This window comes from Pararhodobacter aggregans, from assembly GCF_003075525.1.
Classification (GTDB): domain Bacteria; phylum Pseudomonadota; class Alphaproteobacteria; order Rhodobacterales; family Rhodobacteraceae; genus Pararhodobacter; species Pararhodobacter aggregans.
Genome location: NZ_QDDR01000015.1, coordinates 1 through 25,057, shown reverse-complemented (window position 1 = coordinate 25,057; position 25,057 = coordinate 1). Strand labels below are relative to the sequence as shown.

Here is a 25,057-nt window from a genome sequence, read left to right as displayed (position 1 = left end):
GAGGCTCAGTTCGAATGTCAAACTCAGATGGGGTCCGCCGCGCTCCGGTCCCGGTCGAGCGCTGCGGTGCGGCCCGGGCGCTGGAGGTGATCGGCGACCGCTGGACGCTGCTCATCCTGCGCGAGGCCTTCTATGGCGTGACCCGTTTCGACGACATGCGCGCCGATATGGGCATCCCGCGCTCGGTCCTGACCCAGCGGCTGGCGCGGATGGTCGAGGAGGGGCTGCTGACCCGGGTGCCTTACCGCGAGGCGGGCGCGCGCGAGCGCTTCGCCTATGCGCTGACCGGCAAGGGGCGGGGGCTGGCGGGCGTCATTCTGGCGCTGATGCGCTGGGGCGACGCGCATCTGGCGCCGGACGGCCCGGCCTTGGCGGTGACCGACCGGGCGGGGCGGCCCCTCAAGGTGGCGCTGGTCGATGCCGAGGTGCCGGAGGTGCCCCTGCGCGAAGTGGTGCTGCGCCCCTTGGTCTGAACGTCGCGTCCCCGTTGCGCCCGGGGCGCGGGCGGGCTTCACTGGCGGGCAGGAGGAGCGCCGATGATTACCCTGCACCATGTGCCCCAGACCCGCAGCTTCCGCATCCTGTGGTTCCTGCACGAGGCGGGTCTGCCGCATCGCGTCAGCTACCATTCCTTCGCCGGCAAGGCCTTGCGCGATCCGGCGTTCCTGGCGCTGTCGCCTGCGGGGCGGGTGCCGGCGGTCGAGGTCGGGGGAGAGGTCCTGTTTGAATCGGGCGCCATCCTGGAGGTTCTGGCCGAGGGTCACGCCCCCGCCCTGGGCCGCGCGCCCGGTCACGCCGAACGCGGCCGCTATCTGGAATGGCTGCATTACGGAGAGACGCTGGCCCAGCATCTGGCGCAGCTGACCTTCCACCATATCGCGCTGAAGCCCGCCGACCGCAGCCCCGTGGTGCAGAAGCTGGAGGCGCTGCGCCTGCGCCGGGCGCTGGAAGGCCTCGACCGGGCCCTGACCGGGGACTTCCTGCTGGAGGGCTTCTCGGCCGCCGACATCATGACCGGCGCCTCGGCCGAGATCGCCCGGCGCTTCGTCCCCTTCGACGGGCTCGACCGGGTGACGGACTGGCACGCCCGGCTCACCGCACGGCCCGGATATCAGGCGGCGCTGGCGGTGGACGGGCCCGCCGAACTCTACCTGCAGGAGCGCTATTATGACTGAGAGCGTCGAGATCTTCGAGGTCGGCCCGCGGGACGGCCTCCAGAACGAGAAGCGGCAGATCCCGACGGCGGAGAAGATCGCCCTCGTCGACCTGTTGTCCACCGCCGGGTTCCGCCGCATCGAGGTGGCGAGCTTCGTCTCGCCGAAATGGGTGCCGCAGATGGCCGACAGCGCCGAGGTCCTGGCAGGCATCCGCCGCGCGCCGGGCATTTCCTATGCCGCGCTCACCCCCAACATGAGGGGCTATGACGGCGCGAAAGCCGCGCTCGCCGATGAGATCGCGGTCTTTGCCTCGGCCTCCGAGGGGTTCTCGCAGGCCAATCTCAACTGCTCGGTGGCGGAGTCCATCGCCCGCTTCCTGCCGATCCTTGAGGCCGCGAAGGCCGACGGCATCCCGGTGCGCGGCTATATCTCCTGCGTGACCGATTGCCCCTTCGACGGCCCGACCCGCCCCGATGCGGTGGCGGCGCTGGCGGTGACGCTGTTGGATCTGGGCTGCTACGAGGTCAGCCTCGGCGACACCATCGGCCGCGCCACGCCCGAGACGCTCACCGCCATGCTGCGCGAGGTGACGGCGCGGGTGCCGGCGGCGAAGCTCGCCGGGCATTACCACGACACCGGCGGGCGGGCCTGCGACAATATCGAGGCCTCGCTGGACTTCGGCCTCAGGATGTTTGATGCAGCCGTGGGGGGCTTGGGCGGCTGCCCCTATGCGCCCGGCGCGCAGGGCAATGTGGCGACCGAGGCGGCGATGGACCGTCTGGACGCCTTGGGATTTTCCACCGGGCTCGACCGCGGAATCATCGACCGCGCGGCGGCATTGGCCCGCAGCATGAGGGGTCCGGCATGAGCTGGCAGACGATCACGCTTGAGACCGACGCGCGCGGCGTCGCCACCCTGACCCTGAACCGGGTCGAGAAACACAACGCCATGAACGCGGCGATGATCGACGAATTGTCGCTCGCCGCGGCGCAGCTGGCGGCCGATGAGGCGGTGCGCGTCGTGGTCCTGACCGGGGCGGGCGGCAGTTTTTGCGCCGGCGGCGACCTTGGCTGGATGCAGGAGCAGATGGCGGCCAGCGCGGCCGAACGCGCGGAAGGGGCAGGGCGCCTCGCCGCGGCGCTGGGGGCGCTCAACGCCCTGCCGAAGCCGCTGATCGGGCGGATCCAGGGCCAGGCCTTCGGCGGCGGCATGGGGCTGATCTCGGTCTGCGACGTGGCGATCGGCGTCACCGGCGCCAAATTCGGCTTCACCGAGACGCGGCTCGGCCTGATCCCCGCCACCATCGGCCCCTATGTGCTGGCCCGCATGGGCGAGGCGATGGCGCGGCGCGTATTCATGTCCGCCCGGCTTTTCGAGGCCGGGGAAGCCGTGACGCTGGGCCTGCTGGCGAAAGCCTTGGCCCCCGAAGACCTCGACGCCGCGGTCGAGGCCGAGGTGAGGCCCTATCTCTCGGCCGCCCCCGGCGCCGTGGCCCGGGCCAAACGGCTGGCGCAGCGGCTGGGCGGGGCGATCACGCCCGAGGATACCGCGCATTCCATCGCCGAACTGGTCGCCTGCTGGGAAAGCGAGGAAACCGCCGAGGGGATCGCCGCCTTCTTCGGCAAGCGCAAGGCGCGCTGGATGCCCGGAGCCTGAGGCGCGCCAGAACTCGGTGAATTCGCCTCACCTTGTCGCCAAACCCGCGCTTCTTTGCGCCGCAAATATCCCGGGGGTGCGGGGGCAGCGCCCCCGCCGGGCCCAAGGGGAGGGACAGCATCTGCGATGCTGCGCCCGACGCGCGGGAGCCCCCTGGCCCCTTCGGGCCCACCCGTGGACCCCGCCCAAGCCCCGGCGCGCAACCGATTGAGTCGCGCGACGCCGTGTCACAGCGCAGGCTTTCGCCGCACAGCAGCACCCGCGCGGCGCCCGGGGCGAAAAAATCCCGGTATCCATTTGCATACCGCCTGCGAAAACCGTGAAATCAGCCCCTTGCCGCCGCTCCCCTTCGGTTGACCCGCGCCTCCCCCGGGAGTAAACGGGGCGACGAGCCAACTTAAGCTGCGAGCGGCCTCGCGGACGCCAAAGGAGCCACCCTTGGACGACCTCCTCCGAGACTATCTCCCCATCATCATCTTCCTCGGCATCGCCATTGCGCTGGGCCTTGTGCTGATGCTGTCCGCGATGGTGATCGCGGTGCGCAATCCCGACCCCGAGAAGGTCTCGGCCTATGAATGCGGGTTCAACGCCTTCGACGACGCGCGGATGAAATTCGACGTGCGCTTCTATCTGGTGTCGATCCTGTTCATCATCTTCGATCTGGAGATCGCCTTCCTGTTCCCCTGGGCCGTGGCTTTCGGGGACATGAGCATGACCGCCTTCTGGTCGATGATGGTGTTCCTGGGCGTGCTGACCATCGGCTTTGCCTATGAATGGAAGAAAGGGGCTCTCGAATGGGAGTGATGACCGGAGCCAATACGGCGGGCGCCGACCGCGAGGTTGCCACCGCCGCGCTCAACGCCGAGCTTCAGGACAAGGGCTTCCTGCTGACGACGACCGCCGACATCATCAACTGGGCGCGCAACGGCTCGCTGCACTGGATGACGTTTGGCCTCGCCTGCTGCGCCGTCGAGATGATGCACACCTCGATGCCGCGCTATGACCTCGAGCGTTTCGGCACCGCGCCCCGCGCCTCGCCGCGCCAGTCCGACCTGATGATCGTCGCGGGCACGCTGACCAACAAGATGGCCCCGGCGCTGCGCAAGGTCTACGACCAGATGCCGGAACCCCGCTACGTGATCTCGATGGGCAGCTGCGCCAATGGCGGCGGCTATTACCATTATTCCTATTCGGTGGTGCGCGGCTGCGACCGGATCGTGCCCGTGGACATCTACGTCCCCGGCTGCCCGCCCACGGCCGAGGCGCTGCTCTACGGCATCTTGCAGTTGCAGCGGAAGATCCGCCGCACCGGCACCCTGGTCCGCTGAGGAGGCCCCCATGCCGATGAACGAACTGGCCGCCTATATCAGCACCAAGCAGCCCGAGGTCGTGGTCGAGACCCACGTCGCCTTCGGCGAGCTGACGGTGACGGTGACGGCCCCCGCGCTGCCCGCCTTCGTGCGCTTCCTGAAAAGCGACGAGACCTGCAAGTTCTCGACGCTGGTCGACATCACCGCCGTCGACCACCCCGAACGCCGCGCGCGGTTCGAGGTGGTCTATCACTTCCTCAGCATGTACCGGAACCAGCGCATCCGCGTGAAGGCGGCCGTGCGCGAGGACGAGATGGTGCCTTCGATCGTGGCCGAGCACCCTTCGGCCAACTGGTTCGAGCGCGAGGTCTTCGACATGTTCGGGATCCTGTTCTCGGGTCACCCGGACCTGCGGCGCATCCTGACCGATTACGGCTTCCGCGGCCACCCGCTGCGCAAGGATTTCCCGACCACCGGCTATGTCGAGGTCCGCTACGACGAGGCCGCCAAGCGCGTCGTCTACGAACCCGTCAAGCTGGTGCAGGATTACCGGCAGTTCGACTTCATGTCGCCCTGGGAGGGTGCGCAATACATCCTGCCCGGCGACGAGAAGAAGACGGGCGCGTAACGACCGGGGAGCGGGCCTGCCACAGGCCCGGCCCGGCGAACAGGTTTTGCGACGGAGGTTGCAGCGATGATGGACGGATCCAAAGGTTTCTCTGACGCCCAGACGGGCGAGCAGAAGATCCGCAATTTCAACATCAACTTCGGGCCGCAGCACCCGGCGGCCCACGGCGTGCTGCGCATGGTGCTGGAACTCGACGGCGAGATCGTCGAACGGGCGGACCCGCATATCGGCCTTTTGCACCGCGGCACCGAGAAGCTGATGGAAAGCCGCACCTATCTGCAGAACCTGCCCTATTTCGACCGCCTCGACTATGTGGCGCCGATGAACCAGGAACACGCCTGGTGTCTGGCCATCGAGCGTTTGACCGGGGTCGAGGTGCCGCGCCGGGCCTCGCTGATCCGCGTGCTCTATTCCGAGATCGGGCGAATCCTGAACCACCTGCTGAACGTCACCACGCAGGCCATGGACGTGGGCGCGCTGACCCCGCCGCTCTGGGGCTTCGAGGAGCGCGAGAAGCTGGTGATCTTCTACGAGCGGGCCTGCGGCGCGCGCTTCCACGCCGCCTATTTCCGTCCGGGCGGTGTCCACCAGGACCTGCCGCCGGCGCTGATCGACGATATCGAGGCCTGGGCCGAGCATTTCCCCAAGGCGCTGGACGATATCGACACGCTCCTGACCGAGAACCGGATCTTCAAGCAGCGCAACGCCGATATCGGCATCATCACCGAGGAAGACATCCTGAACTGGGGGTATTCCGGCGTGATGGTCCGCGGCTCGGGCCTGGCCTGGGATCTGCGGCGTTCGCAACCCTATGAATGCTATGACGAATTCGACTTCCGCATTCCGGTGGGCAAGAACGGCGACTGCTATGACCGTTACCTCTGCCGCATGGCCGAGATGCGGGAATCGACCTCGATCATCCGCCAGGCCATCGCCAAGCTGCGCGCGCCGGAAGGGCAGGGCGAAGTGCTTGCCCGCGGCAAGATCACGCCGCCCCGGCGGGGCGACATGAAGACCTCGATGGAAGCGCTGATCCATCACTTCAAGCTCTATACCGAAGGCTTCCACGTCCCCGCTGGCGAGGTTTACGCCGCGGTCGAGGCGCCGAAGGGCGAGTTCGGGGTCTATCTGGTCGCCGATGGCACCAACAAACCCTACCGCGCCAAGATCCGCGCCCCGGGCTATCTGCACCTGCAGAGCATGGATTACGTGGCAAAGTGCCATCTTCTGGCCGACGTCGCCGCCATCATCGGCACCATGGATATCGTGTTCGGCGAGGTTGACCGTTGAGGCTGATCTCCGCGACCCTTGCCGCCACGCTGCTGGCCGGACCGGCGCTGGGCTTCACGCCCGAGCGCGCCGGGATTCTGGTCGATGCGCTGCGGGCCAATGATTGCGCCATGTCCGGCGCCGAGGCGCCCGAGGCGCTGGGGCCGCTGGGCCTCGACCCGATGGAGGTTCAGACCTTCGTCGACACGCTGTTCGGCGCCGGTCTGGTGACGCTCTCCGACGATATGGAGACGCTGTCGCTGGTGCCGATGCTCTGCGAGGCCGAGGGCGAGGCGTCGATGGCGATGATCGTCCAGGCCTTCGCGGCGCAGGAAGCGCAGATCGAGCGCTGGCTGCCCGAATTCGCGCCCGAACGCGGGGCCGAGCTGGTGGCGGCGCTGCGCGGCGCCGAGTGCGTGCTGTCCGACGAACGCGCGCGCGAGCTGCTGCCGCCCCTGGGCTTCACCCCGGTCGAGGTGCGCGACATCGTGGCCGTCATGGTCGATGGCGAGATGGCCGTGGTCAGCGAGGACGGCGCCGAGCTGCGCCTGACGGACTCGGTCTGCGCGGGCGATCCCGCCGCCGACGCGCCGGCCTTCGCCACCCTGATTTCCACCTGGGAGGAGCGTCATCCTCTCGAGGCCGAGCTTCCCGCAGAGGGGGCAGGCGAATGAACCGCCGTCCCGCTCAATCGCCCGTCATGACGGGCCGCCCTATCCCGGCCCCGGGCCGGTCCCTGTCAGGAGCCTATTGATGCTTCGTCGCCTGCATCACGAACAGCCCGCCAGCTTTGCCTTCACGCCCGCCAATCTGGCATGGGCGAAGGGGCAGATCACCAAATACCCCGAGGGGCGGCAGGCGTCGGCGATCATCCCGCTTCTGTGGCGTGCCCAGGAGCAGGAGGGCTGGCTGACCCGTCCCGCCATCGAGGCCGTGGCCGACATGCTCGGCATGGCCTATATCCGGGCGCTGGAGGTCGCGACCTTCTACTTCATGTTCCAGCTCGCCCCGGTGGGCACGGTGGCGCATGTGCAGGTCTGCGGCACGACCTCGTGCCTGATCTGCGGCGCCGAGGATCTGATCGGCGTCTGCAAGGACAAGATCGCGGGCTCGGCGCATACGCTCTCGGCCGATGGCAAATTCTCGTGGGAAGAGGTCGAATGCCTCGGCTCCTGCGCCAATGCGCCGATGGTGCAGATCGGCAAGGATTACTACGAGGATCTGACCGCCGAGAAACTGCGCTGGATCCTGGACGAACTCGCCGCCGGTCGCGTGCCGACGCCGGGTCCGCAGAACGGCCGCTTCACCTCGGAGCCGCTGTCGGGCCTGACCTCGCTGACCGAGGGCGAGCGCAGCGAAAAGGCCAACGGTTCGGTCGCCCGGGCGCTGGCGCTCGGCGATACCGTCAAGCGCATCGACGGCACCGAAGTGCCGCTGCTGACGCCCTGGCTGAAGGACGAAAAGCCCCGCGCGGAGACCCGCGCCGATGGCAAGCCGGTTTCCTCGCGTCTGGGCAAGGTCCCCGCCGACAAGGCCGCCGATATCGAGGCCAATGCCACGATCCCGGCCGAGAAGGCAGGCCAGCCCCCGGCGCAGCCCGAGGCCGCGGCCGCAGCGGTGCAGCCCAAGGCGACTGAGACGGCCGAGATCCCGGAAAGCGAGCAGGTCCGCCCCGAAGCGCTGCAAGCCGCGCGCGACGGCAAGGCCGACGATCTGAAGCGGATCAAGGGCATCGGGCCGAAGCTGGAAGCGATGCTCAACGGCATGGGCTTCTTCCACTTCGACCAGATCGCCGCCTGGACGCCGCAGGAAATGGCCTGGGTCGACCAGAACCTCGAAGGCTTCAAGGGCCGTGCGACCCGCGACCAATGGGTGGCGCAGGCGAAACTTCTGGCCACCGGCCAGGAGACGGACTTTTCGAAGCGCGTCGACAAGGGCGACGTGTACTAAGGACGGATGGGCGCCATGGACCGCGAACCGGATCAGGCCAAACGGGGACGGGTGATCTCATTGGTGATCGCCGGGACCGGGCTTGTCTGGCTGGCGGCGCTGGCGCTGGGTGACACGCTGGGCTGGTCCCAGCGGACCCTGGCGTTTTTCGACCTGGCGGCGCTCGCCGGGTTCACGATGGCGCTGTGGTTGTTATTCGGGCTCTGGCGCGCGCGTCAGAACAACAAGGAATAGGCGATGCTGAAGGATCAGGACCGGATCTTCACGAACATCTACGGTATGTACGACCGTTCGCTGAAGGGTGCGCAGGCGCGCGGCCACTGGGATGGCACCAAGGACATCATCGTCAAGGGTCGCGACTGGATCATCAACGAGATGAAGCAATCGGGGCTGCGCGGCCGCGGCGGCGCCGGTTTCCCGACCGGGCTGAAATGGTCCTTCATGCCCAAGGAATCGGACGGCCGTCCGGCGTACCTCGTGGTCAATGCCGACGAATCCGAGCCCGGGACCTGCAAGGACCGCGAGATCATGCGCCACGATCCGCATACGCTGATCGAGGGCTGCCTGATCGCCTCGTTCGCGATGAACGCGCATGCCTGCTACATCTACATCCGCGGCGAATACATCCGCGAGCGTGAAGCCCTGCAGGCGGCGATTGATGAGGCCTATGACGCGGGCCTGATTGGCAAGAACGCCTGCGGCTCGGGCTGGGATTTCGACCTCTACCTGCACCACGGGGCCGGGGCCTATATCTGCGGCGAGGAAACCGCGCTTCTGGAATCGCTGGAAGGCCGCAAGGGCATGCCGCGGATGAAGCCGCCGTTCCCGGCGGGCGCGGGCCTCTATGGCTGCCCGACCACGGTGAACAACGTCGAATCCATCGCCGTGGTGCCGACCATCCTGCGCCGGGGCGGTGCCTGGTTCGCGGGCTTCGGCCGGCCGAACAACGCGGGCACCAAGCTGTTTGCCATCTCGGGCCACGTCAACAACCCCTGCGTGGTGGAAGAGGCCATGTCGATCAGCTTCGAAGAGCTGATCGAGAAGCATTGCGGCGGCATCCGCGGCGGCTGGGACAACCTGCTGGCGGTGATCCCCGGCGGGTCCTCCGTGCCCTGCGTGCGCGGCGAGAAGATGCGCGATGCGATCATGGATTTCGACTATCTGCGCAATGACCTCGGCTCGGGCCTCGGCACCGCCGCGGTCATCGTCATGGACAAGTCGACCGATATCGTCAAAGCGATCTGGCGCCTGTCCGCCTTCTACAAGCACGAAAGCTGCGGCCAGTGCACGCCGTGCCGCGAAGGCACCGGCTGGATGATGCGGGTCATGGACCGTCTGGTGAAGGGCGAGGCCGAGCCGGAAGAGATCGACATGCTGTGGGACGTGACCAAGCAGGTCGAGGGCCACACGATCTGCGCGCTGGGTGACGCGGCCGCCTGGCCGATCCAGGGCCTGATCCGCAACTTCCGCGACGTGATCGAAGACCGCATCCGTGCGCAGCGAACCGGCCGGACCTCGGCCGTGGCGGCGGAATAACATGGTCGGGCGCATCACCCTTTCCAGGACGGGGGCCGCTCGGCGCGGCCTCGCCTGTCGTCGGGAAACCGGCGAGGGTGTGATGAGCCTTATCCGCCGGTCAATGCTACATTGCTCCGTCGCCGCATCGCGGCATGAAGGAGAAAAGACCATGCAGACCAAGACCAAAGCCCCGCTGATCGCCGCTTTCGCCCTGACGCTGGCGGGCCTCGGCGCCCCCGCGCTCGCCGCCTCGCAGGACGAGATCAACGCGACCCTCGCGGCCGATGCCAGCATCTGGAGCGGCCTCTTCGCGCTGGCCGTGGCGGATGAGATCCGCAACAATTGCCCGACGATGGAGGCGCGGACCGTCCGCGCCACGACCTTCGTTTACGGGCTCTACAGTCAGGCGCGCGACTATGGTTTCTCGCGCGCCGAGATCCGCGCCTTCCAGACCGCCGACAGCACCGAGGCCCGCATGCGGTCCGAGGTGATGGCCTATTTCGGCCAGCGCGGCGTGCGCGAGGGCCAGCCCGACACCTATTGCGCCCTCGGCCAGGCCGAGATCGCAGCCGGCAGCCAGGCCGGTGAACTTCTGAGAGCAAGGTAAGCCATGTCAGATCTCCGCAAGATCAACATCGATGGCCGCGAGGTCGAGGTTCATCCGGCGATGACCCTCATTCAGGCCTGCGAAGTCGCGGGCGTCGAGGTGCCGCGGTTCTGCTACCACGAGCGCCTGTCGATCGCGGGGAACTGCCGGATGTGTCTGGTGGAAGTCGTCGGCGGGCCGCCCAAGCCCGCCGCCTCCTGCGCCATGCAGGTGAAAGACCTGCGGCCCGGCCCGAATGGCGAGCCGCCCCAGGTCAAGACCAACTCGCCGATGGTCAAGAAGGCGCGCGAGGGGGTGATGGAGTTCCTGCTCATCAACCACCCGCTCGATTGCCCGATCTGCGACCAGGGCGGCGAATGCGACCTGCAGGATCAGGCGATGGCCTACGGCGTCGATTTCAGCCGCTACCGCGAACCGAAGCGGGCCTCCGACGACCTGAACCTCGGCCCGCTGGTCGAGACGCATATGACCCGCTGCATCTCCTGCACCCGCTGCGTGCGCTTCACGACCGAGGTCGCGGGCATCACCCAGATGGGCCAGACCGGCCGCGGCGAGGATGCCGAGATCACCAGCTATCTGAACCAGACGCTGGCCTCGAACCTGCAGGGCAACATCATCGACCTCTGCCCGGTCGGCGCGCTGGTCTCGAAGCCTTACGCCTTCACCGCCCGCCCGTGGGAACTGACCAAGACCGAGACCATCGACGTGATGGACGCGCTCGGGTCGAACATCCGCGTCGACACCAAGGGCCGCGAGGTGATGCGCATCGTTCCCCGCAACCATGACGGCGTGAACGAGGAATGGATTTCCGACAAGACCCGCTTTGTCTGGGACGGTCTGCGCCGCCAGCGGCTGGACACGCCGTACATCCGTGAGAACGGCCGCCTGCGCAAAGCCGGCTGGACCGAGGCGCTGGCGCTGGCCGGGGCCAAGCTGAAGGGGGCGAAGAAACTGGCCGGTCTGGTCGGTGACCTTGCCTCGACCGAAGCCGCCTTCTCGCTGAAAACGCTGGTGGAATCGCTGGGCGGGTCGGTCGAATGCCGCACCGATGGCAGCCGCGTTCCGGCTGGCAACCGCTCGGCCTATGTCGGCAATGTCGCCATCGAGGATGTCGATACCGCCAAGGAAATCCTGCTGATCGGCACCAACCCGCGCGACGAGGCGCCGGTGCTGAACGCCCGGATCCGCAAGGCCTGGCTCAATGGCGCCAAGGTCTCGGTGATCGGCGTTCCGGCGGATCTGACCTATGACGTGACGCATCTCGGCCATGACCGGGCGGCGCTGGCCAAGGCCTCGGTCGGCGAGGGCGCCATCGTCATCGTCGGGCAGGGCGCTTTGAACGAGGCTGACGGTCTGGCCGTTCTGGCCGCCGCTCAGGCGCTGTCGGGCCGGGTGCTGGTGCTGCACACCGCCGCGTCGCGCGTCGGTGCGCTGGATGTGGGCGCGGTGACCGAGGGCGGGCTGCTGGCCGCGACCGAGGGCGCGGATGTGATCTACAACCTCGGCGCCGATGAACTGGATATCGACGCCGGTGCCTTCGTCATCTACCAGGGCAGCCACGGCGACCGGGGCGCGCATCGCGCCGACCTGATCCTGCCGGGCGCCGCCTATACCGAAGAAGGCGGCATCTTCGTCAACACCGAGGGCCGCCCGCAACTGGCGCTGCGCGCCGGGTTCGCGCCGGGCGAGGCCAAGGAAAACTGGGCCATCCTGCGCGCCGTCTCGGCCGAGGCGGGCAAGGTGCTGCCCTGGGACAGCCTGAACGCGCTGCGCTCGGCGCTGGTCGCCGCGGTCCCGCATCTGGAACTGATCGACGAGGTGCCGGAAAACGCCTGGACGCCGCTGGAAAAGGGCCCGCTGGGCGAGGCCAGCTTCCGCGCCACGGTCAAGGACTTCTACCTGTCCAACCCGATCGCCCGCGCCTCGGCCCTGATGGCCGAACTCAGCGCCAAGGCGAAGGCGCGCGGCACCGACGCGATGGCGGCGGAGTGAGCATGACCCGGCGTCTCCCCCTCCTTGCGACGCTCTCGCTGGCCCTGACCGGGCTGGCGGGCTGCGTCACGGCTGCGCCGCAGCCGGGCGAGGTGCCGATGGGCGCGCCGGAGAATGCCGTCTACCGCGGTGTGCAGACGCAGCTGCTGGAAAACGATCTGGTGCATTTCGTGGTGACGATGGAGGGCGCGCGCGATGCGGGCGACGCCATCGCCTATGCCCGCTGCGCCGCCGCGCAATACGCGCTGATCCGCGGCATGGGCTTTGCCCGCCACGTGCGCACCACAACGAACAACGAGGGAAGCCTCTGGCAGGCGGACGCGGTCTATACCGTATCGCCGTCTCTGCCGCGGGGCATTCGGACGATCGACGCCGAAGTGACGGTGGCCGATTGCACCGAGCAGGGGATACCGACGGTCTGAGGACGAACCATGGTTGAATTCTTCACAACGAACTACTTCGGGATTTTCCTGCTGATCGTCGGGCAGGTCCTGCTGATCGTCGTGCCGCTTCTGGTGGCGCTGGCGTTCCTCATGTACGCCGACCGGAAGATCTGGGCGGCGGTGCAGATGCGGCGGGGTCCGAACGTGGTGGGCGCCTTCGGTCTGCTGCAGAGCTTTGCCGACTTCATCAAATACATCGTGAAAGAGGTGATCTTCCCCGCCGGGGCCGATCGTTTCGTCTTTCTCATGGCGCCGATGGTCACGCTGGTCTGCGCGCTGACCGCCTGGGCGGTGATCCCCTTCGACGATGGCTGGGTGCTGTCCAACATCAACGTGGCGATCCTCTACATCTTCGCGATTTCGTCGCTTGAGGTGTACGGGGTCATCATGGGCGGCTGGGCGTCGAACTCGAAATACCCGTTCCTCGGCTCGCTGCGGTCGGCCGCGCAGATGATCTCGTATGAGGTCTCGATCGGCCTCATCATCATCGGCGTCATCATCTCGACGGGCTCGATGAATCTCACGGACATCGTGCATGCGCAGTCGGGCGATTATGGCCTCTTGAACTGGTACTTCATCCCGCATCTGCCGATGATGTTCCTGTTCCTGATCTCGGCCCTGGCCGAGACCAACCGCCCGCCCTTCGACCTTCCGGAGGCGGAATCGGAGCTGGTGGCCGGCTATCAGGTCGAATACTCGTCCACGCCGTTCCTGCTGTTCATGATCGGCGAACTGGTCGCGGTCGTGCTGATGTGCGCGCTGATCTCGCTCCTGTTCTTCGGCGGCTGGCTGAGCCCGATCCCAGGTCTGCCCGATGGTATCCACTGGATGATTATCAAGATGCTGGGCGCGTTCTTCGTCTTCTCGATGGTCAAGGCCATCGTGCCGCGCTACCGCTACGACCAGCTGATGCGGATTGGCTGGAAGGTCTTCCTGCCGATGTCGCTGGGCTGGGTCGTGATCGTGGCGTTCCTTGCCAAATTCGAAGTGCTTGGCGGCTTCTGGGCCCGCTGGGCGATTGGGGGCTGACATGAGCCAGATCGATTACACCCGCGCCGTCAAATACTTCCTGCTGGTCGACTTCTTCAAAGGGTTCGGTCTGGGGCTGAAGTATTTCTTCAAGCCGAAAGCGACGCTGAACTACCCGCACGAGAAGGGTCCGCTCAGCCCCCGCTTCCGCGGCGAGCACGCGCTGCGCCGCTATCCGAACGGGGAAGAGCGCTGCATCGCCTGCAAGCTCTGCGAGGCGATCTGCCCGGCGCAGGCCATCACCATCGACGCGGAACCCCGCGACGACGGCAGCCGCCGCACCACGCGCTACGACATCGACATGACGAAGTGCATCTATTGCGGTTTCTGCCAGGAGGCCTGCCCGGTCGACGCCATCGTCGAGGGGCCGAATTTCGAATTCGCCACCGAGACCCGGGAAGAGCTGTTCTACGACAAGGAAAAGCTTCTGGCCAACGGCGACCGCTGGGAAGCCGAAATCGCCCGCAACCTCGAACTCGACGCGCCCTATCGGTGAGCCGCCCATGACCGAAGCCTATACCAAGATGATCCAGCAGATGATGGAAAGCTCGCAGGAAATGCTGCGGGCCTTCAACCCTGCGCTGGAAAATCTCAACCTGTCGGGCTTCGACAAGATGTTCCCCACCATGTCCAAGGACATGATGGAAATGTGGTTCGGCCGGACCTTCAACCGCGAGGGGCTGGACGCCAAGACCCGGCTTCTGGTGACCATCGCCGCCCTGACGGTGCTGGGAGCGCAGGCCGAGCCGCAATTGAAGATGACTGTGCGCCACGCACTTGAGGCGGGCGCCACGGAACGCGAGATCGCCGAGGTGATCTGGCAGATGAGCATGTTCGGCGGCTTGCCCGCCATGCAGAAGGCACTGGAGATCGCCCAGGGCGTTTTTGCGGAAACCAAGGAGAAGGACGCATGAGCGTTGCCGATTTTGCCTTCTATGCCTTCGCCGTGGTGGCGGTGATTGCGGGCCTGCTGGTCGTGACCGCGAAGAACCCGGTGCATTCGGTGCTCTGGCTGATCCTGACCTTCCTGTCCTCGGCCGGGCTCTTCGTGCTGCTGGGGGCCGAGTTCCTGGCGATGCTGCTGATGATCGTCTACGTCGGCGCGGTCGCGGTGCTGTTCCTCTTCGTGGTGATGATGCTCGACATCGACTTCGCCGCGCTGAAGGCCGAGATGGTGCGCTACTTCCCGCTGGCGGCGCTGGTCGGGCTGGTGATCCTGATGCAGCTGACGCTGCTCTATGGCGCCTGGACCTCGGCCGAGGGCTCGGCCGCGCTGCACATGGCGCCCGCGCCCGATGCCGCGCAGGTGGATAACGCCCGCGCCCTGGGGATGATCCTGTTCGACCAGTATTTCATCCTGTTCCAGGTGGCGGGTCTGATCCTGCTGGTGGCGATGATCGGCGCCATCGTGCTGACCCTGCGCCACCGGACCGACGTGAAGCGCCAGAACGTGCTGCACCAGATGTGGCGCGACCCGGCCAAGGCGATGGAACTGAAGGACGTGAAACCGGGGCAGGGGCTCTGATCCATGGCGCTGAAGGGTTTCCTTTCGGGACTGGCGATGCTCGCGGGCGTCGGCGCGGCGGGGGCGGATGCCCCCCTCGCGCCGCTGTGCTCGGGTGCCCGCCTGGCGCCCGAGGAAGCCGCGCTGGGGGATTACGCGCCGACCCTCTACCCTGAGGGCATCGTCTTTTACGACCGCTACCCGCTGGACGGGCGCAACGCGATCCAGGTGATCGTCGAGCATTGCCCCTCGCGCTGGCGGATGGCGGCGGAGCTGCCGATCCCGCAGGAAACCGACACGCCCTGGACCCGGATCGACGGCTACCGCACGCGGGTCTTCGAGGCGCTGAACGACAGCGAGGAGCACTCGCTGGGCGATCTGGCGAACTGGGCGGTCGCCGCGGGCGGGCAGGGGCGGACCCTGCGCGTCGACTGGCAAAGCTGCGCCTGCGCCATGGGGGGCGGCCAATGATCCGCGCCCTGTCCCTGATCCTGACGCTTGCCCCCGGTGCCGCTTTGGCCAGCCAGCCCGATTGCTTCGGCGGCGCGCTGGCGCCCGAGGAGGCCGCGCAGGGCGATTACAACGTCCTCGATTTTCCCGGCGGTCTGGTGTTCTACCAGCGCGGCGGCGATCCCTGGGGCGTCGAGGTGGTGCTGGAGCATTGCCCCAGCCGCGACCGGGTGGCGGCGACGCTCTATCCCGTGCCTGACGCCGAGTCGGTCGACCCGGCCGATGCCGGGGCGCTGGCCGATGTGTTCCTCGATGCGCTGGACGCGACCGAGACCTATACCTTCGGCGATCTGGCGCGCCTTGCCGAGGCGCGGGGCGCCAATGTCGTGCAGACCCGCGTCGCCTACCAAAGCTGCGCCTGCCGCGTGGCGGGGGGACGCTGAGCATGACGGCGTCGCCCCGGCCCGCCGCCGCCCGGCCGCCCCGTCGCGGCGCCGAGAGACCGAAGAATTCCGCCCCGTGGCCCCGCGCCGCCGGGACAACCGACTGAACCGCGAGTTTCAACGCGGACGTTGAACAACCGGCGCGCCCGACGCGCCGAAAGACGAGAACGAGGGACCAAATGGTGGGACTTGAGCATTACCTGACAGTCGCGGCAGCGCTGTTCGTCATCGGGATCTTCGGCATCTTCCTGAACCGGAAGAACGTCATCGTCATCCTGATGTCGATCGAACTGATCCTGCTCAGCGTCAACATCAACCTGGTGGCCTTCTCCAGCTTCTCGGGCGACCTGGTCGGCCAGGTCTTCACCATGTTCGTGCTGACCGTCGCCGCCGCCGAGGCCGCCATCGGCCTTGCGATCCTGGTCACCTTCTTCCGAAACCGCGGCACGATCGACGTCGAAGACGTCAACGTGATGAAAGGCTGAGTGTGATGGCGACGATCCTTCTCTTTGCACCGCTGGTCGGCGCGATCATCGCGGGCCTGTTCTGGAAAGCCATCGGCGAGAAGACCGGCCAGGTCATCGCCACGGCGCTCTTGTTCCTGTCGGCGATCCTGTCCTGGGCCCTGTTCCTCGGCTATGACGGCGAGGCCTATACGGTCCATGTCCTGCGCTTCATCGACTCGGGCACCCTGGTCGGTGACTGGGCGATCCGCATCGACCGGCTGACCACGGTCATGCTGATCGTGGTGACCACGGTCTCGGCGCTCGTGCACCTCTACAGCTTCGGCTACATGGCGCATGACGACAACTGGACCCATCACGAGCATTACCGGGCGCGCTTCTTCGCCTATCTCTCGCTCTTCACCTTCGCCATGCTGATGCTGGTCACCTCGGACAACCTGGTGCAGATTTTCTTCGGCTGGGAAGGGGTGGGCCTCGCGTCCTATCTGCTGATCGGCTTCTATTACAAGAAACCCTCGGCCTCGGCCGCGGCGATCAAGGCCTTCGTGGTCAACCGGGTCGGCGACTTCGGCTTCGTCATCGGCATCATGATGCTGTATTTCCTGACCGACTCGGTCCAGTTCGACGACATCTTCCACTCGGCCGAGCAGCTGAGCCAGCAGAGTATCCACTTCCTGTGGACCGACTGGAACGCGCTGAACACGGCCTGCTTCTTCCTGTTCATCGGTGCGATGGGCAAATCGGCGCAGTTCCTGCTGCACACCTGGCTGCCCGACGCGATGGAAGGCCCGACCCCGGTGTCGGCGCTGATCCACGCCGCGACCATGGTGACGGCGGGCGTGTTCCTGGTGAGCCGCATGTCGCCCCTGATGGAATACGCGACCGACACGCGGACCTTCATCGTCTTCATCGGAACGCTGACCGCCTTCTTCGCGGCGACCGTGGGTCTGGTGCAGAACGACATCAAGCGCGTCATCGCCTATTCGACCTGTTCGCAGCTGGGCTACATGTTCGTGGCGGCGGGCGTCGGCGTCTATTCGGTCGCCATGTTCCACCTGCTGACCCATGCCTTCTTCAAGGCGATGCTGTTCCTCGGCGCGGGTTCGGTGATCCACGGCATGCACCACGAGCAGGACATGCGGAACTACGGCGGCCTGCGCCACAAGATGCCCTATACCTATTACGCCATGCTGATCGGCACGCTGGCCATCACCGGCGTCGGCATCCCGCTCACCCAAATCGGTTTCGCCGGTTTCATCTCGAAGGACGCGATCATCGAAAGCGCCTTCGGCGGCGAGATGATCTATGCCTTCTGGGTGCTGGTGATCGCGGCGGCCATGACTTCGTTCTACTCGTGGCGCCTGATGTTCCTGACCTTCTTCGGTGCGCCGCGTGGCGACCACCACACCCATGACCACGCCCATGAAAGCCCGATGACCATGCTCATCCCGCTGGCCGTGCTGTCGGTCGGTGCGGTGCTGGCGGGGATGGTCTGGTACACGCCCTTCTTCGGCTCACACGAGGCGGTGCACGAGTGGTTCGGCCATTCGATCACCATGCTCGACAGCAACCACACGATCCACAACGCGCATGAGGCGCCCTGGTGGGTCAAGATGGCGCCGTTCTTCGCCATGCTGCTGGGTCTGGTGCTGGCCTATCTCTTCTACATCGTCAATCCGCGGATCCCGGTCAAACTGGCCGAGAACCAGCCGATCCTCTACCGCTTCCTGCTGAACAAGTGGTACATCGACGAGATCTATGACGCGGTCTTCGTGCGTCCCGCCTTCGCCATCGGCCGCTTCCTGTGGAAGCGCGGCGACGGCAACACCATCGACGGCTTCCTCAACGGTCTGTCGATGAATGTCCTGCCCATGCTGAACCGCGTCTATGCCCGCGCCCAGTCCGGTTACCTCTATCACTACGCCTTCGCCATGGTCCTCGGGATCGCGGTGCTGGTGACCTACGTTACGCTCTCCGGAGGGGCGCACTGATGTTGAACCTTCTGTCCATCATCACCTTCCTGCCCGCGGTGGCAGCCTTCATCGGGGCTGTCTTCCTGCATGGCGAGAACGCCCAGACGCAGCTGCAGGCCAAGCGGCTGGCGCTGTTCGCGACGCTGGCGACCTTCGCCATCTCGCTGATCCTGCTGTTCAACTTCGACGCTTCGGACACCGGCTTCCAGTTCGTCGAGGAACACGACTGGATCCTGGGGCTGAAATACAAGCTGGGCGTCGACGGGATCTCGGTCCTTTTCGTGCTGCTGACCACCTTCCTGATGCCGATCACCATCGGCGCCTGCTGGGGCGTCACGCATCGCGTCAAGGAATACATGATCGCCTTCCTGCTGCTGGAAACGCTGATGATCGGCGTCTTCGTCTCGCTGGATCTGGTGCTGTTCTACCTGTTCTTCGAGGCCGGGCTGATCCCGATGTTCCTGATCATCGGCATCTGGGGCGGCGCGAACCGGATCTATGCCGCGTTCAAGTTCTTCCTCTATACCTTCATCGGCTCGGTGCTGATGCTGGTGGCGATGATCTACATGTTCCTGCAGGCCGGGACGACCGACATCCCGACGCTGCTGGCCTATGAGTTCAGCGCGGGTCCGCTGACCCTGCTGGGCTGGCAGATCGCGGGCGGGGTGCAGACGCTGCTGTTCTTCGCCTTCTTCGCCTCCTTCGCGGTGAAGATGCCGATGTGGCCGGTCCATACCTGGCTGCCCGATGCCCACGTCCAGGCGCCCACCGCGGGTTCCGTGGTGCTGGCGGCGGTGCTGCTGAAAATGGGCGGCTACGGCTTCCTGCGCTTCTCGCTGCCGATGTTCCCCATCGCGTCCGAGATCTGGGCGCCGCTGGTGCTGTGGATGTCGGCCATCGCCGTGGTCTATGCCTCGCTGGTGGCACTGGTGCAGGAGGACATGAAGAAGCTGGTGGCCTATTCCTCGGTCGCGCATATGGGCTTCGTCACCATGGGCATCTTCGCGGCCAACCAGCAGGGCCTCGACGGCGCCATCTTCCAGATGCTGTCGCACGGCTTCATCTCGGGCGCGCTGTTCCTCGTGGTGGGCGTGGTCTATGACCGCATTCACACCCGCGAGATCGAGGCCTATGGCGGTCTGGTGAACCGGATGCCGATGTACGCGGCGGTGTTCATGCTGTTCACCATGGCCAACGTCGGCCTGCCGGGCACGTCGGGGTTCGTCGGCGAATTCCTGACCTTCATGGCGGTCTTCCAGGTCAACACCTGGGTCGCCGCGGTGGCGGCCACGGGGGTGATCTTCTCGGCCGGCTACGGGCTCTGGCTCTATCGCCGGGTGGTCTTTGGCCCGCTCATCAAGGAAAGCCTGAAGACCATCACCGACATGGACACGCGCGAGAAGCTGATGTTCGCGCCGCTGATCGTCATGACCCTGCTGCTGGGCGTCTATCCGGCGCTGGTCACCGACATCATCGGCCCGTCGACCGCGGCCCTTGTTGAACACTACAACGACGCCAACGGCATCGTGCCCGCCGAAGCCGGGATGCACGCCGCTGCCGATGCGTCCCATGCGCCCGCGGCCGCCGCGGCGCCCACTCACTGAAAGGCCCGCTGCGATGACCTCGCTTGACCTCTCGATCGCGCTGCCCGAAATCCTGCTGTCGCTCTGGGCGATGGTGGCGCTGATGGCGGGCGCGTATTTCGGCAAGGATAGGCTGGCCGCCGCCCTGACCTGGGCCACGGTCGCCGTGATGATCCTGCTCGCCATCCTGGTGGGCGTGCAGGGACCCGAGGCGCAGACCGCCTTCGGCGGCCTCTTCGTCGAGGATGCCTTCTCGCGCTTCGCCAAGATGGCGATGCTCTTGGCCAGCGCCGCGGTGCTGGTCATGGGGATGGATTACCTCGAACGCGCCAAGATGATGAAGTTCGAGTATCCGATCCTCGTCTCGCTGGCGACCGTGGGCATGATGGTCATGGTCTCGGCGCAGGACCTGATTACCCTCTACATGGGGCTGGAGCTGCAGTCGCTGGCGCTTTACGTGCTGGCCGCCTTCCGCCGTGACAGCGTGAAGGCGACCGAGGCGGGGCTGAAATACTTCGTCCTCGGCGCGCTGGCCTCGGGCCTGCTGCTCTATGGCGCCTCGCTGGTCTATGGCTATGCCGGCACCACCCGCTTTGACGGCATTGCCAGCCTCATTCACGGCGATCACCTGCCGGTCGGCCTGCTGATGGGCCTGGCGTTCATGATCGCGGGTCTGGCGTTCAAGGTCTCGGCCGTGCCCTTCCACATGTGGACGCCCGACGTCTACGAAGGCTCGCCGACCCCGGTTACCGCCTTCTTCGCCACCGCGCCGAAAGTCGCCGCCATGGCGCTGCTGGCCCGCGTGACCTATGACGCCTTCGGCCATGCGCCGGGCGACTGGGGTCAGATCCTGGCGCTGCTGGCCGGTCTCAGCATGGTCGTGGGCGCCGTGGGCGCGCTGAGCCAGCGCAACCTGAAACGCCTGATGGCCTATTCCTCGATCTCGCACATGGGCTTCGCGCTGCTGGGCCTGACCGCAGGGACCGAGGCCGGGGTGAAGGCCACGCTTCTCTACATGGCGATCTATGTCACCATGTCGATCGGCGTCTTCGCCTTCATGCTGACCATGCGGCGCGAGGGGCGGCCGGTCGTCGCCATCGACGACCTGAACCTCTTGTCCAAGACCCAGCCGATCCAGGCGCTGGCGCTGTTGATCCTGATGTTCAGCCTTGCCGGGGTGCCGCCGTTGATCGGCTTCTGGGCCAAGTTCGCGGTGCTGACTGCGGCCATCGGCGCGGGCTATGTCACGCTGGCGGTGATCGGGGTCATCGCCTCGGTGATCGGGGCCTTCTATTACCTGCGCATCGTCTACTTCATGTACTTCGGCACCGAAGTGGATGCGCTGGACAATGACGGCGCCCCGGCGCAGCGCTGGCTGACGCTGGCGGCGGCGGCGGTGACGCTGCTCGGTGTCGTCAACCTCTTCGGGCTCGAGGGCGCGGCCTCCGTCGCGGCGCAGGCACTTGTCCAGTGAGGGCTGGCCCCCGGGCCACGAAAAGCTGGTGCTGGAGGAAACCGACAGCACCATGATGGAAGCCCAGCGACGCGCGCCGTCGCTGGGCTCTCCTACCTGGATCCTGGCGCATCGCCAGACCGCGGGCAGGGGACGGCGGGGCAGGGCCTGGACCGACCCGGCCGGAAACTTCGCCGCCACCCTGATCCAGCGCATGGACGAGCCGCCCGCCAAGCTGGCGCTGCGTTCCTTCGTCGCCGCGCTGGCGCTGCGGGACGCGCTGGTCGAACTCACCCATCTGCCCGATGCCTTCGCGCTGAAATGGCCCAATGACGTGCTGCTCAATGGCGGCAAGCTCTCGGGCATCCTGCTGGAAAGCCCCGGCGCGGGGGTGCTCGCCATCGGCATCGGCGTCAACCTCAGGGCCTCGCCCGAGCCCGAGCCGGGCGCGGCCTTCCCGCCCGTCAATCTGCGCAGCGAAACGGGGATCACGCTTGGCCCGGAACAGCTGCTCGACAGCCTTGCGCCTGCCTTCGCCCGCTGGGACACGCGGCTCAGAACCTATGGGTTCGGACCCATCCGCACCGCTTTCCTCAACGGCGTGGCGCGTCTGGGCCAGCCGCTGATCGCCCGCACCCTGACCGAGGAATTCCGCGGCACGTTCGAGACCATCGACGAGTCCGGCTCGCTGGTTCTGGTCACGCCCGAGGGCCGCCGCGCCATCCCCGCCGCCGACATCTTCTTTCCCTGACGGAGACCCGCCATGCTGCTCTGCATAGACTGCGGCAATACCAATACCGTGTTCTCGATCTGGGACGGGCACCTCTTCATCGCCACATGGCGCACCGCCACCGATCACCGCCAGACCGCGGACCAGTATTACGTCTGGCTCAGCACGCTGATGAACCTCAAGGGGATCGAGGCGACGATTTCCGATGTCATCATCTCCTCGACCGTGCCGCGGGTCGTGTTCAACCTGCGGGTCCTCGCCGACCGCTATTACAACTGCCGCCCGCTGGTGGTGGGCAAGCCCGATTGCGACCTGCCGGTCGCGCCCCGTGTGGATCAGGGCACGACCGTCGGCCCCGACCGGCTGGTCAATACCGTGGCGGGCTTCAACCGCTACGGCGGCGACCTGATCGTGGTGGATTTCGGCACCGCCACCACTTTTGACGTGGTGGACAGCGACGGCGCCTATATCGGCGGGGTGATCGCCCCCGGGGTCAATACCTCGCTGGAAGCCCTGCATATGGCCGCCGCGGCCCTTCCGCATGTCGATGTGACCAAACCGCAGAGCGCAATCGGCACGAATACGGTTGCCTGTATCCAGTCGGGCATCTACTGGGGCTATGTCGGGCTTGTCGAAGGCATCGTACGACAGATTCGCATCGAGCGCGACCGCCCGATGAAGGTGATCGCCACCGGCGGTCTCGCCTCGCTCTTCGATCAGGGCACCGACATCTTCGACTCGGTCGAAGACGATCTGACCATGCACGGGTTGATGCTGATCAACCGTCACAACAGGGAACGCGCCAGCGCATGAGTAACGACCGCCTGATCTACCTGCCGCTGGGCGGCGCCGGCGAAGTGGGGATGAACACCTACGTCTACGGCTACGGGCCCAAGAACCGCGAGCGGCTGATCGTCGTCGATCTCGGCGTGACCTTCCCCGATATGGACGGCACGCCCGGCGTCGACCTCATCATGGCCGATATCGCCTGGCTGGAAGCCCGCCGCGACCGGATCGAGGGGATCTTCATCACCCACGCCCACGAGGACCACGTGGGGGGCCTCGGCCACCTGTGGTCGCGCCTGCGCGTGCCGGTCTATGCCCGCGACTTCACCGCCCGCATCGCCGCCAAGAAGATGCTGGAAGCCGGGCAGCCGGTCGACCAGATCGTCACGCTCGACACGTCCGAGACGATCGAGCTGGGCCCGTTCCAGGTCCGCTTCCTGCCGATCGCCCATTCGCTGCCCGAAGCCTCGGCCATGCTGATCGAGACGCCCGCCGGGCGGCTGGTGCATACGGGCGACTTCAAGCTCGACATGGCGCCCGGGGTCGGCGACCCGTTCGATGAGGATCTCTACCGTTCCATCGGCGACAAGGGCGTCGATGTGATGGTCTGCGATTCGACCAACATCTTCTCGCCGCATCCCGGCCGCTCGGAAAGCTCGCTGCCGCAGGCGATCACCGACCTGGTGCGTGGGGCGCCCGGACTGGTGGTGGCGACGACCTTCGCCTCGAACGTGGCCCGGGTGCGGACGCTGGCCAAGGCCGCGCGCGCCGCTGGCCGCTCGGTCTGCCTGCTGGGCCGGGCGATGCAGACCATGGTCCGCACCGCGACCGAGGCCAAGTTGCTGGTGGATTTCCCGCCGACCGTTCCGGCGGAGGAAGCCGTCGACATGCCCCGCGACAAGGTCATGCTGATCGTGACCGGCAGCCAGGGCGAGCGCCGCGCCGCCTCGGCCCAGCTGTCCCGCGGCTCGTACCTCGGCTTCCAGCTGAAGGAGGGCGACACCTTCCTCTTCAGCTCGATGACCATTCCGGGCAACGAAAAGGACGTGCTGAAGATCGTCAACGCGCTCAGCGAACAGGGCGTCGAGGTGGCCGACAACACGCAGGGCCAGTACCACGTCTCGGGCCATGCCAACCGCCCGGATCTGGAGCGGATGCATGACCTCGTGCGGCCCCGCATCCTGATTCCGATGCACGGCGAACACCGTCACCTGCGCCAGCATGCGATGCTCGCCCAGCGGCGCGGCATGGCCTCGGCCATCGCGCCGAACGGGACGATGCTGGATATCACCGGCCGCGACCCCGTGGTGGCGGAATATGTCGATACCGGGCGGCTCTACCTTGACGGGACGGCGGTCTATGGCGCGCTGGACGGGATCGTGCGCGAGCGGATGAAACTGGCGCTCAACGGGCTGGTCATGGTCACGCTCATCATCGACGAGGATGGTCTGCCGATGGGCGACGCCTGGGCCGATTGCATGGGCCTGGCACGCGAGGGCCGCTCGAAACGCCCGCTGGCCGAGGTGATCGAGGACGAACTGGCCGAAGAGCTGGAGCGCACCGGCAAGAAGGTTCTGGCCTCGGACGACAAGCTGATCGAGGCGCTGCGCAAGCGCGTGCGGATCTGCTGCGTCGACGAGATCGGCAAGAAGCCCGAAGTCACGGTGGTGGTGAGCCGCCTGTCGGATTGAGGCCCCAAGGCCGACGTGACGCAAGGCTTTCTTAACGGGTGCCTGCGATCCTGCCGGGGTTGCAGGATTTTCGCCCATGAGTGTTCACGATCGCGACCCCGTCCTGAGGCGCAAGTTGGCGCCGCGGCCGCCCCCTCCGTCGGAGGAGGCGGCTTTGCCCGCTGGCCCCGCCGCGCTGCTGGCGCGCGCCTTCGGGCGGGCGATCTCGGCCGCCGCGCCGCTGGTGGCGGAGGAGCCCGAGACGCATCGCAAACAGGCCAGCCTGGCGGAACTTCTCGATTCCATTGATCCCGAGTAAGCATTCGCGGAGGGCCGTCTGGCTGTTGAGCGGGCAGAACGTTTATCGAGTGTCCTTATGGACGCACACGAAGACACTCGCCGTATTCAAGTTTTGTCGGTCTCTGATACCGGCCGTCGTCGG

General features: G+C 66.5%; 29 protein-coding genes. All 29 read left to right on the top strand.

The features are described 5' to 3' along the window. The first annotated feature begins 14 nt into the window (after positions 1 to 14). Positions 15 to 473 (top strand): winged helix-turn-helix transcriptional regulator, encoded by a 459-nt coding sequence (locus tag DDE23_RS21480; RefSeq protein WP_107750174.1) that lies wholly within the window; start codon positions 15 to 17, stop codon positions 471 to 473. Positions 474 to 536: 63 nt separating this feature from the next. Next, positions 537 to 1,175 carry a glutathione S-transferase family protein gene (locus DDE23_RS21475; protein ID WP_107750175.1) on the top strand — a complete coding sequence of 213 codons (639 nt, stop codon included), beginning with the start codon at positions 537 to 539 and terminating at the stop codon, positions 1,173 to 1,175. Further along, positions 1,168 to 2,025: a hydroxymethylglutaryl-CoA lyase gene (locus DDE23_RS21470; protein ID WP_107750176.1), complete on the top strand. Its 858-nt coding sequence runs from the start codon at positions 1,168 to 1,170 to the stop codon at positions 2,023 to 2,025. The genes DDE23_RS21475 and DDE23_RS21470 overlap by 8 nt, the downstream gene beginning before the upstream one ends. Further along, the gene (locus DDE23_RS21465; protein ID WP_107750177.1) at positions 2,022 to 2,813 is read left to right on the top strand and encodes a crotonase/enoyl-CoA hydratase family protein; all 792 of its coding nucleotides are present in this window, start codon (positions 2,022 to 2,024) and stop codon (positions 2,811 to 2,813) included. Before DDE23_RS21470 ends, DDE23_RS21465 begins: the two co-directional genes overlap by 4 nt. A 438-nt stretch (positions 2,814 to 3,251) precedes the next feature. Further along, positions 3,252 to 3,617, top strand: a complete 366-nt coding sequence (locus DDE23_RS21460; protein ID WP_107750178.1) for an NADH-quinone oxidoreductase subunit A — start codon at positions 3,252 to 3,254, stop codon at positions 3,615 to 3,617. Continuing rightward, positions 3,608 to 4,141: a NuoB/complex I 20 kDa subunit family protein gene (locus DDE23_RS21455; RefSeq protein ID WP_192883747.1), complete on the top strand. Its 534-nt coding sequence runs from the start codon at positions 3,608 to 3,610 to the stop codon at positions 4,139 to 4,141. Before DDE23_RS21460 ends, DDE23_RS21455 begins: the two co-directional genes overlap by 10 nt. 10 nt (positions 4,142 to 4,151) lie before the next feature. Next, a complete protein-coding gene (locus DDE23_RS21450; protein ID WP_420330176.1) occupies positions 4,152 to 4,751 on the top strand; it encodes an NADH-quinone oxidoreductase subunit C in 600 nt (199 codons plus the stop codon). Positions 4,752 to 4,820: 69 nt separating this feature from the next. Next, the gene (locus DDE23_RS21445; protein WP_107750252.1) at positions 4,821 to 6,041 is read left to right on the top strand and encodes an NADH-quinone oxidoreductase subunit D; all 1,221 of its coding nucleotides are present in this window, start codon (positions 4,821 to 4,823) and stop codon (positions 6,039 to 6,041) included. Further along, a complete protein-coding gene (locus DDE23_RS21440) occupies positions 6,038 to 6,694 on the top strand; it encodes a hypothetical protein (protein ID WP_107750180.1) in 657 nt (218 codons plus the stop codon). Before DDE23_RS21445 ends, DDE23_RS21440 begins: the two co-directional genes overlap by 4 nt. Positions 6,695 to 6,773: 79 nt before the next feature. Continuing rightward, a complete protein-coding gene (locus DDE23_RS21435) occupies positions 6,774 to 7,970 on the top strand; it encodes an NADH-quinone oxidoreductase subunit E (RefSeq protein ID WP_107750181.1) in 1,197 nt (398 codons plus the stop codon). A 15-nt stretch (positions 7,971 to 7,985) separates the two neighbouring features. Next, positions 7,986 to 8,204 (top strand): DUF5337 domain-containing protein, encoded by a 219-nt coding sequence (locus DDE23_RS21430; protein WP_107750182.1) that lies wholly within the window; start codon positions 7,986 to 7,988, stop codon positions 8,202 to 8,204. Between the two features lie 3 nt (positions 8,205 to 8,207). Further along, positions 8,208 to 9,506 carry an NADH-quinone oxidoreductase subunit NuoF gene (nuoF, locus tag DDE23_RS21425; protein WP_107750183.1) on the top strand — a complete coding sequence of 433 codons (1,299 nt, stop codon included), beginning with the start codon at positions 8,208 to 8,210 and terminating at the stop codon, positions 9,504 to 9,506. 151 nt (positions 9,507 to 9,657) lie between these two features. Continuing rightward, positions 9,658 to 10,095, top strand: coding sequence for a DUF5333 domain-containing protein (locus DDE23_RS21420; protein ID WP_107750184.1), 438 nt, complete (start codon positions 9,658 to 9,660; stop codon positions 10,093 to 10,095). Between the two features lie 3 nt (positions 10,096 to 10,098). Then, complete coding sequence (gene nuoG / locus DDE23_RS21415) at positions 10,099 to 12,087, top strand: NADH-quinone oxidoreductase subunit NuoG (RefSeq protein ID WP_107750185.1); 1,989 nt, start codon at positions 10,099 to 10,101, stop codon at positions 12,085 to 12,087. A 2-nt stretch (positions 12,088 to 12,089) separates the two neighbouring features. Next, positions 12,090 to 12,509: a hypothetical protein gene (locus DDE23_RS21410; RefSeq protein ID WP_107750186.1), complete on the top strand. Its 420-nt coding sequence runs from the start codon at positions 12,090 to 12,092 to the stop codon at positions 12,507 to 12,509. A 9-nt stretch (positions 12,510 to 12,518) separates the two neighbouring features. Beyond that, positions 12,519 to 13,559: an NADH-quinone oxidoreductase subunit NuoH gene (nuoH, locus tag DDE23_RS21405; RefSeq protein ID WP_107750187.1), complete on the top strand. Its 1,041-nt coding sequence runs from the start codon at positions 12,519 to 12,521 to the stop codon at positions 13,557 to 13,559. A 1-nt stretch (position 13,560) separates the two neighbouring features. After that, complete coding sequence (gene nuoI / locus DDE23_RS21400; RefSeq protein WP_107750188.1) at positions 13,561 to 14,055, top strand: NADH-quinone oxidoreductase subunit NuoI; 495 nt, start codon at positions 13,561 to 13,563, stop codon at positions 14,053 to 14,055. Positions 14,056 to 14,062: 7 nt separating this feature from the next. After that, a complete protein-coding gene (locus tag DDE23_RS21395) occupies positions 14,063 to 14,473 on the top strand; it encodes a carboxymuconolactone decarboxylase family protein (protein WP_107750189.1) in 411 nt (136 codons plus the stop codon). After that, positions 14,470 to 15,084, top strand: a complete 615-nt coding sequence (locus DDE23_RS21390; protein ID WP_107750190.1) for an NADH-quinone oxidoreductase subunit J — start codon at positions 14,470 to 14,472, stop codon at positions 15,082 to 15,084. Before DDE23_RS21395 ends, DDE23_RS21390 begins: the two co-directional genes overlap by 4 nt. Before the next feature lie 3 nt (positions 15,085 to 15,087). Next, the gene (locus DDE23_RS21385; RefSeq protein WP_107750191.1) at positions 15,088 to 15,534 is read left to right on the top strand and encodes a hypothetical protein; all 447 of its coding nucleotides are present in this window, start codon (positions 15,088 to 15,090) and stop codon (positions 15,532 to 15,534) included. Further along, positions 15,531 to 15,956 carry a hypothetical protein gene (locus DDE23_RS21380; protein WP_107750192.1) on the top strand — a complete coding sequence of 142 codons (426 nt, stop codon included), beginning with the start codon at positions 15,531 to 15,533 and terminating at the stop codon, positions 15,954 to 15,956. Before DDE23_RS21385 ends, DDE23_RS21380 begins: the two co-directional genes overlap by 4 nt. A 179-nt stretch (positions 15,957 to 16,135) precedes the next feature. Beyond that, positions 16,136 to 16,441 carry an NADH-quinone oxidoreductase subunit NuoK gene (nuoK, locus tag DDE23_RS21375; RefSeq protein ID WP_107750193.1) on the top strand — a complete coding sequence of 102 codons (306 nt, stop codon included), beginning with the start codon at positions 16,136 to 16,138 and terminating at the stop codon, positions 16,439 to 16,441. 5 nt (positions 16,442 to 16,446) lie between these two features. Beyond that, entirely contained in the window at positions 16,447 to 18,411 is a 1,965-nt protein-coding gene (gene nuoL, locus DDE23_RS21370) for an NADH-quinone oxidoreductase subunit L (protein WP_107750194.1), read from the top strand. After that, the gene (locus tag DDE23_RS21365) at positions 18,411 to 19,997 is read left to right on the top strand and encodes an NADH-quinone oxidoreductase subunit M (protein ID WP_107750195.1); all 1,587 of its coding nucleotides are present in this window, start codon (positions 18,411 to 18,413) and stop codon (positions 19,995 to 19,997) included. The genes nuoL and DDE23_RS21365 overlap by 1 nt, the downstream gene beginning before the upstream one ends. Before the next feature lie 13 nt (positions 19,998 to 20,010). Continuing rightward, positions 20,011 to 21,450 carry an NADH-quinone oxidoreductase subunit NuoN gene (nuoN, locus tag DDE23_RS21360; RefSeq protein WP_107750196.1) on the top strand — a complete coding sequence of 480 codons (1,440 nt, stop codon included), beginning with the start codon at positions 20,011 to 20,013 and terminating at the stop codon, positions 21,448 to 21,450. Between the two features lie 28 nt (positions 21,451 to 21,478). After that, a complete protein-coding gene (locus tag DDE23_RS21355; protein WP_272947893.1) occupies positions 21,479 to 22,180 on the top strand; it encodes a biotin--[acetyl-CoA-carboxylase] ligase in 702 nt (233 codons plus the stop codon). Positions 22,181 to 22,192: 12 nt separating this feature from the next. After that, entirely contained in the window at positions 22,193 to 22,972 is a 780-nt protein-coding gene (locus tag DDE23_RS21350; protein WP_107750198.1) for a type III pantothenate kinase, read from the top strand. After that, positions 22,969 to 24,636 (top strand): ribonuclease J, encoded by a 1,668-nt coding sequence (locus tag DDE23_RS21345; RefSeq protein WP_107750199.1) that lies wholly within the window; start codon positions 22,969 to 22,971, stop codon positions 24,634 to 24,636. Before DDE23_RS21350 ends, DDE23_RS21345 begins: the two co-directional genes overlap by 4 nt. A gap of 154 nt (positions 24,637 to 24,790) precedes the next feature. After that, entirely contained in the window at positions 24,791 to 24,934 is a 144-nt protein-coding gene (locus DDE23_RS25200; RefSeq protein WP_157958097.1) for a hypothetical protein, read from the top strand. The last annotated feature ends 123 nt before the right edge of the window (positions 24,935 to 25,057 follow it).

Excerpts from the sequence above, each read along its gene's own strand:
- DDE23_RS21480 (WP_107750174.1), top strand. The coding sequence starts at position 15 with ATGTCAAACTCAGATGGGGTCCGCCGCGCTCCGGTCCCGGTCGAGCGC.
- DDE23_RS21475 (WP_107750175.1), top strand. The coding sequence starts at position 537 with ATGATTACCCTGCACCATGTGCCCCAGACCCGCAGCTTCCGCATCCTG.
- DDE23_RS21470 (WP_107750176.1), top strand. The coding sequence starts at position 1,168 with ATGACTGAGAGCGTCGAGATCTTCGAGGTCGGCCCGCGGGACGGCCTC.
- DDE23_RS21465 (WP_107750177.1), top strand. The coding sequence starts at position 2,022 with ATGAGCTGGCAGACGATCACGCTTGAGACCGACGCGCGCGGCGTCGCC.
- DDE23_RS21455 (WP_192883747.1), top strand. The coding sequence starts at position 3,608 with ATGGGAGTGATGACCGGAGCCAATACGGCGGGCGCCGACCGCGAGGTT.
- DDE23_RS21450 (WP_420330176.1), top strand. The coding sequence starts at position 4,152 with ATGCCGATGAACGAACTGGCCGCCTATATCAGCACCAAGCAGCCCGAG.
- DDE23_RS21445 (WP_107750252.1), top strand. The coding sequence starts at position 4,821 with ATGGACGGATCCAAAGGTTTCTCTGACGCCCAGACGGGCGAGCAGAAG.
- DDE23_RS21435 (WP_107750181.1), top strand. The coding sequence starts at position 6,774 with ATGCTTCGTCGCCTGCATCACGAACAGCCCGCCAGCTTTGCCTTCACG.
- DDE23_RS21430 (WP_107750182.1), top strand. The coding sequence starts at position 7,986 with ATGGACCGCGAACCGGATCAGGCCAAACGGGGACGGGTGATCTCATTG.
- nuoF (WP_107750183.1), top strand. The coding sequence starts at position 8,208 with ATGCTGAAGGATCAGGACCGGATCTTCACGAACATCTACGGTATGTAC.
- DDE23_RS21420 (WP_107750184.1), top strand. The coding sequence starts at position 9,658 with ATGCAGACCAAGACCAAAGCCCCGCTGATCGCCGCTTTCGCCCTGACG.
- nuoG (WP_107750185.1), top strand. The coding sequence starts at position 10,099 with ATGTCAGATCTCCGCAAGATCAACATCGATGGCCGCGAGGTCGAGGTT.
- DDE23_RS21410 (WP_107750186.1), top strand. The coding sequence starts at position 12,090 with ATGACCCGGCGTCTCCCCCTCCTTGCGACGCTCTCGCTGGCCCTGACC.
- nuoH (WP_107750187.1), top strand. The coding sequence starts at position 12,519 with ATGGTTGAATTCTTCACAACGAACTACTTCGGGATTTTCCTGCTGATC.
- nuoI (WP_107750188.1), top strand. The coding sequence starts at position 13,561 with ATGAGCCAGATCGATTACACCCGCGCCGTCAAATACTTCCTGCTGGTC.
- DDE23_RS21395 (WP_107750189.1), top strand. The coding sequence starts at position 14,063 with ATGACCGAAGCCTATACCAAGATGATCCAGCAGATGATGGAAAGCTCG.
- DDE23_RS21390 (WP_107750190.1), top strand. The coding sequence starts at position 14,470 with ATGAGCGTTGCCGATTTTGCCTTCTATGCCTTCGCCGTGGTGGCGGTG.
- DDE23_RS21385 (WP_107750191.1), top strand. The coding sequence starts at position 15,088 with ATGGCGCTGAAGGGTTTCCTTTCGGGACTGGCGATGCTCGCGGGCGTC.
- DDE23_RS21380 (WP_107750192.1), top strand. The coding sequence starts at position 15,531 with ATGATCCGCGCCCTGTCCCTGATCCTGACGCTTGCCCCCGGTGCCGCT.
- nuoK (WP_107750193.1), top strand. The coding sequence starts at position 16,136 with ATGGTGGGACTTGAGCATTACCTGACAGTCGCGGCAGCGCTGTTCGTC.
- nuoL (WP_107750194.1), top strand. The coding sequence starts at position 16,447 with ATGGCGACGATCCTTCTCTTTGCACCGCTGGTCGGCGCGATCATCGCG.
- DDE23_RS21365 (WP_107750195.1), top strand. The coding sequence starts at position 18,411 with ATGTTGAACCTTCTGTCCATCATCACCTTCCTGCCCGCGGTGGCAGCC.
- nuoN (WP_107750196.1), top strand. The coding sequence starts at position 20,011 with ATGACCTCGCTTGACCTCTCGATCGCGCTGCCCGAAATCCTGCTGTCG.
- DDE23_RS21350 (WP_107750198.1), top strand. The coding sequence starts at position 22,193 with ATGCTGCTCTGCATAGACTGCGGCAATACCAATACCGTGTTCTCGATC.
- DDE23_RS21345 (WP_107750199.1), top strand. The coding sequence starts at position 22,969 with ATGAGTAACGACCGCCTGATCTACCTGCCGCTGGGCGGCGCCGGCGAA.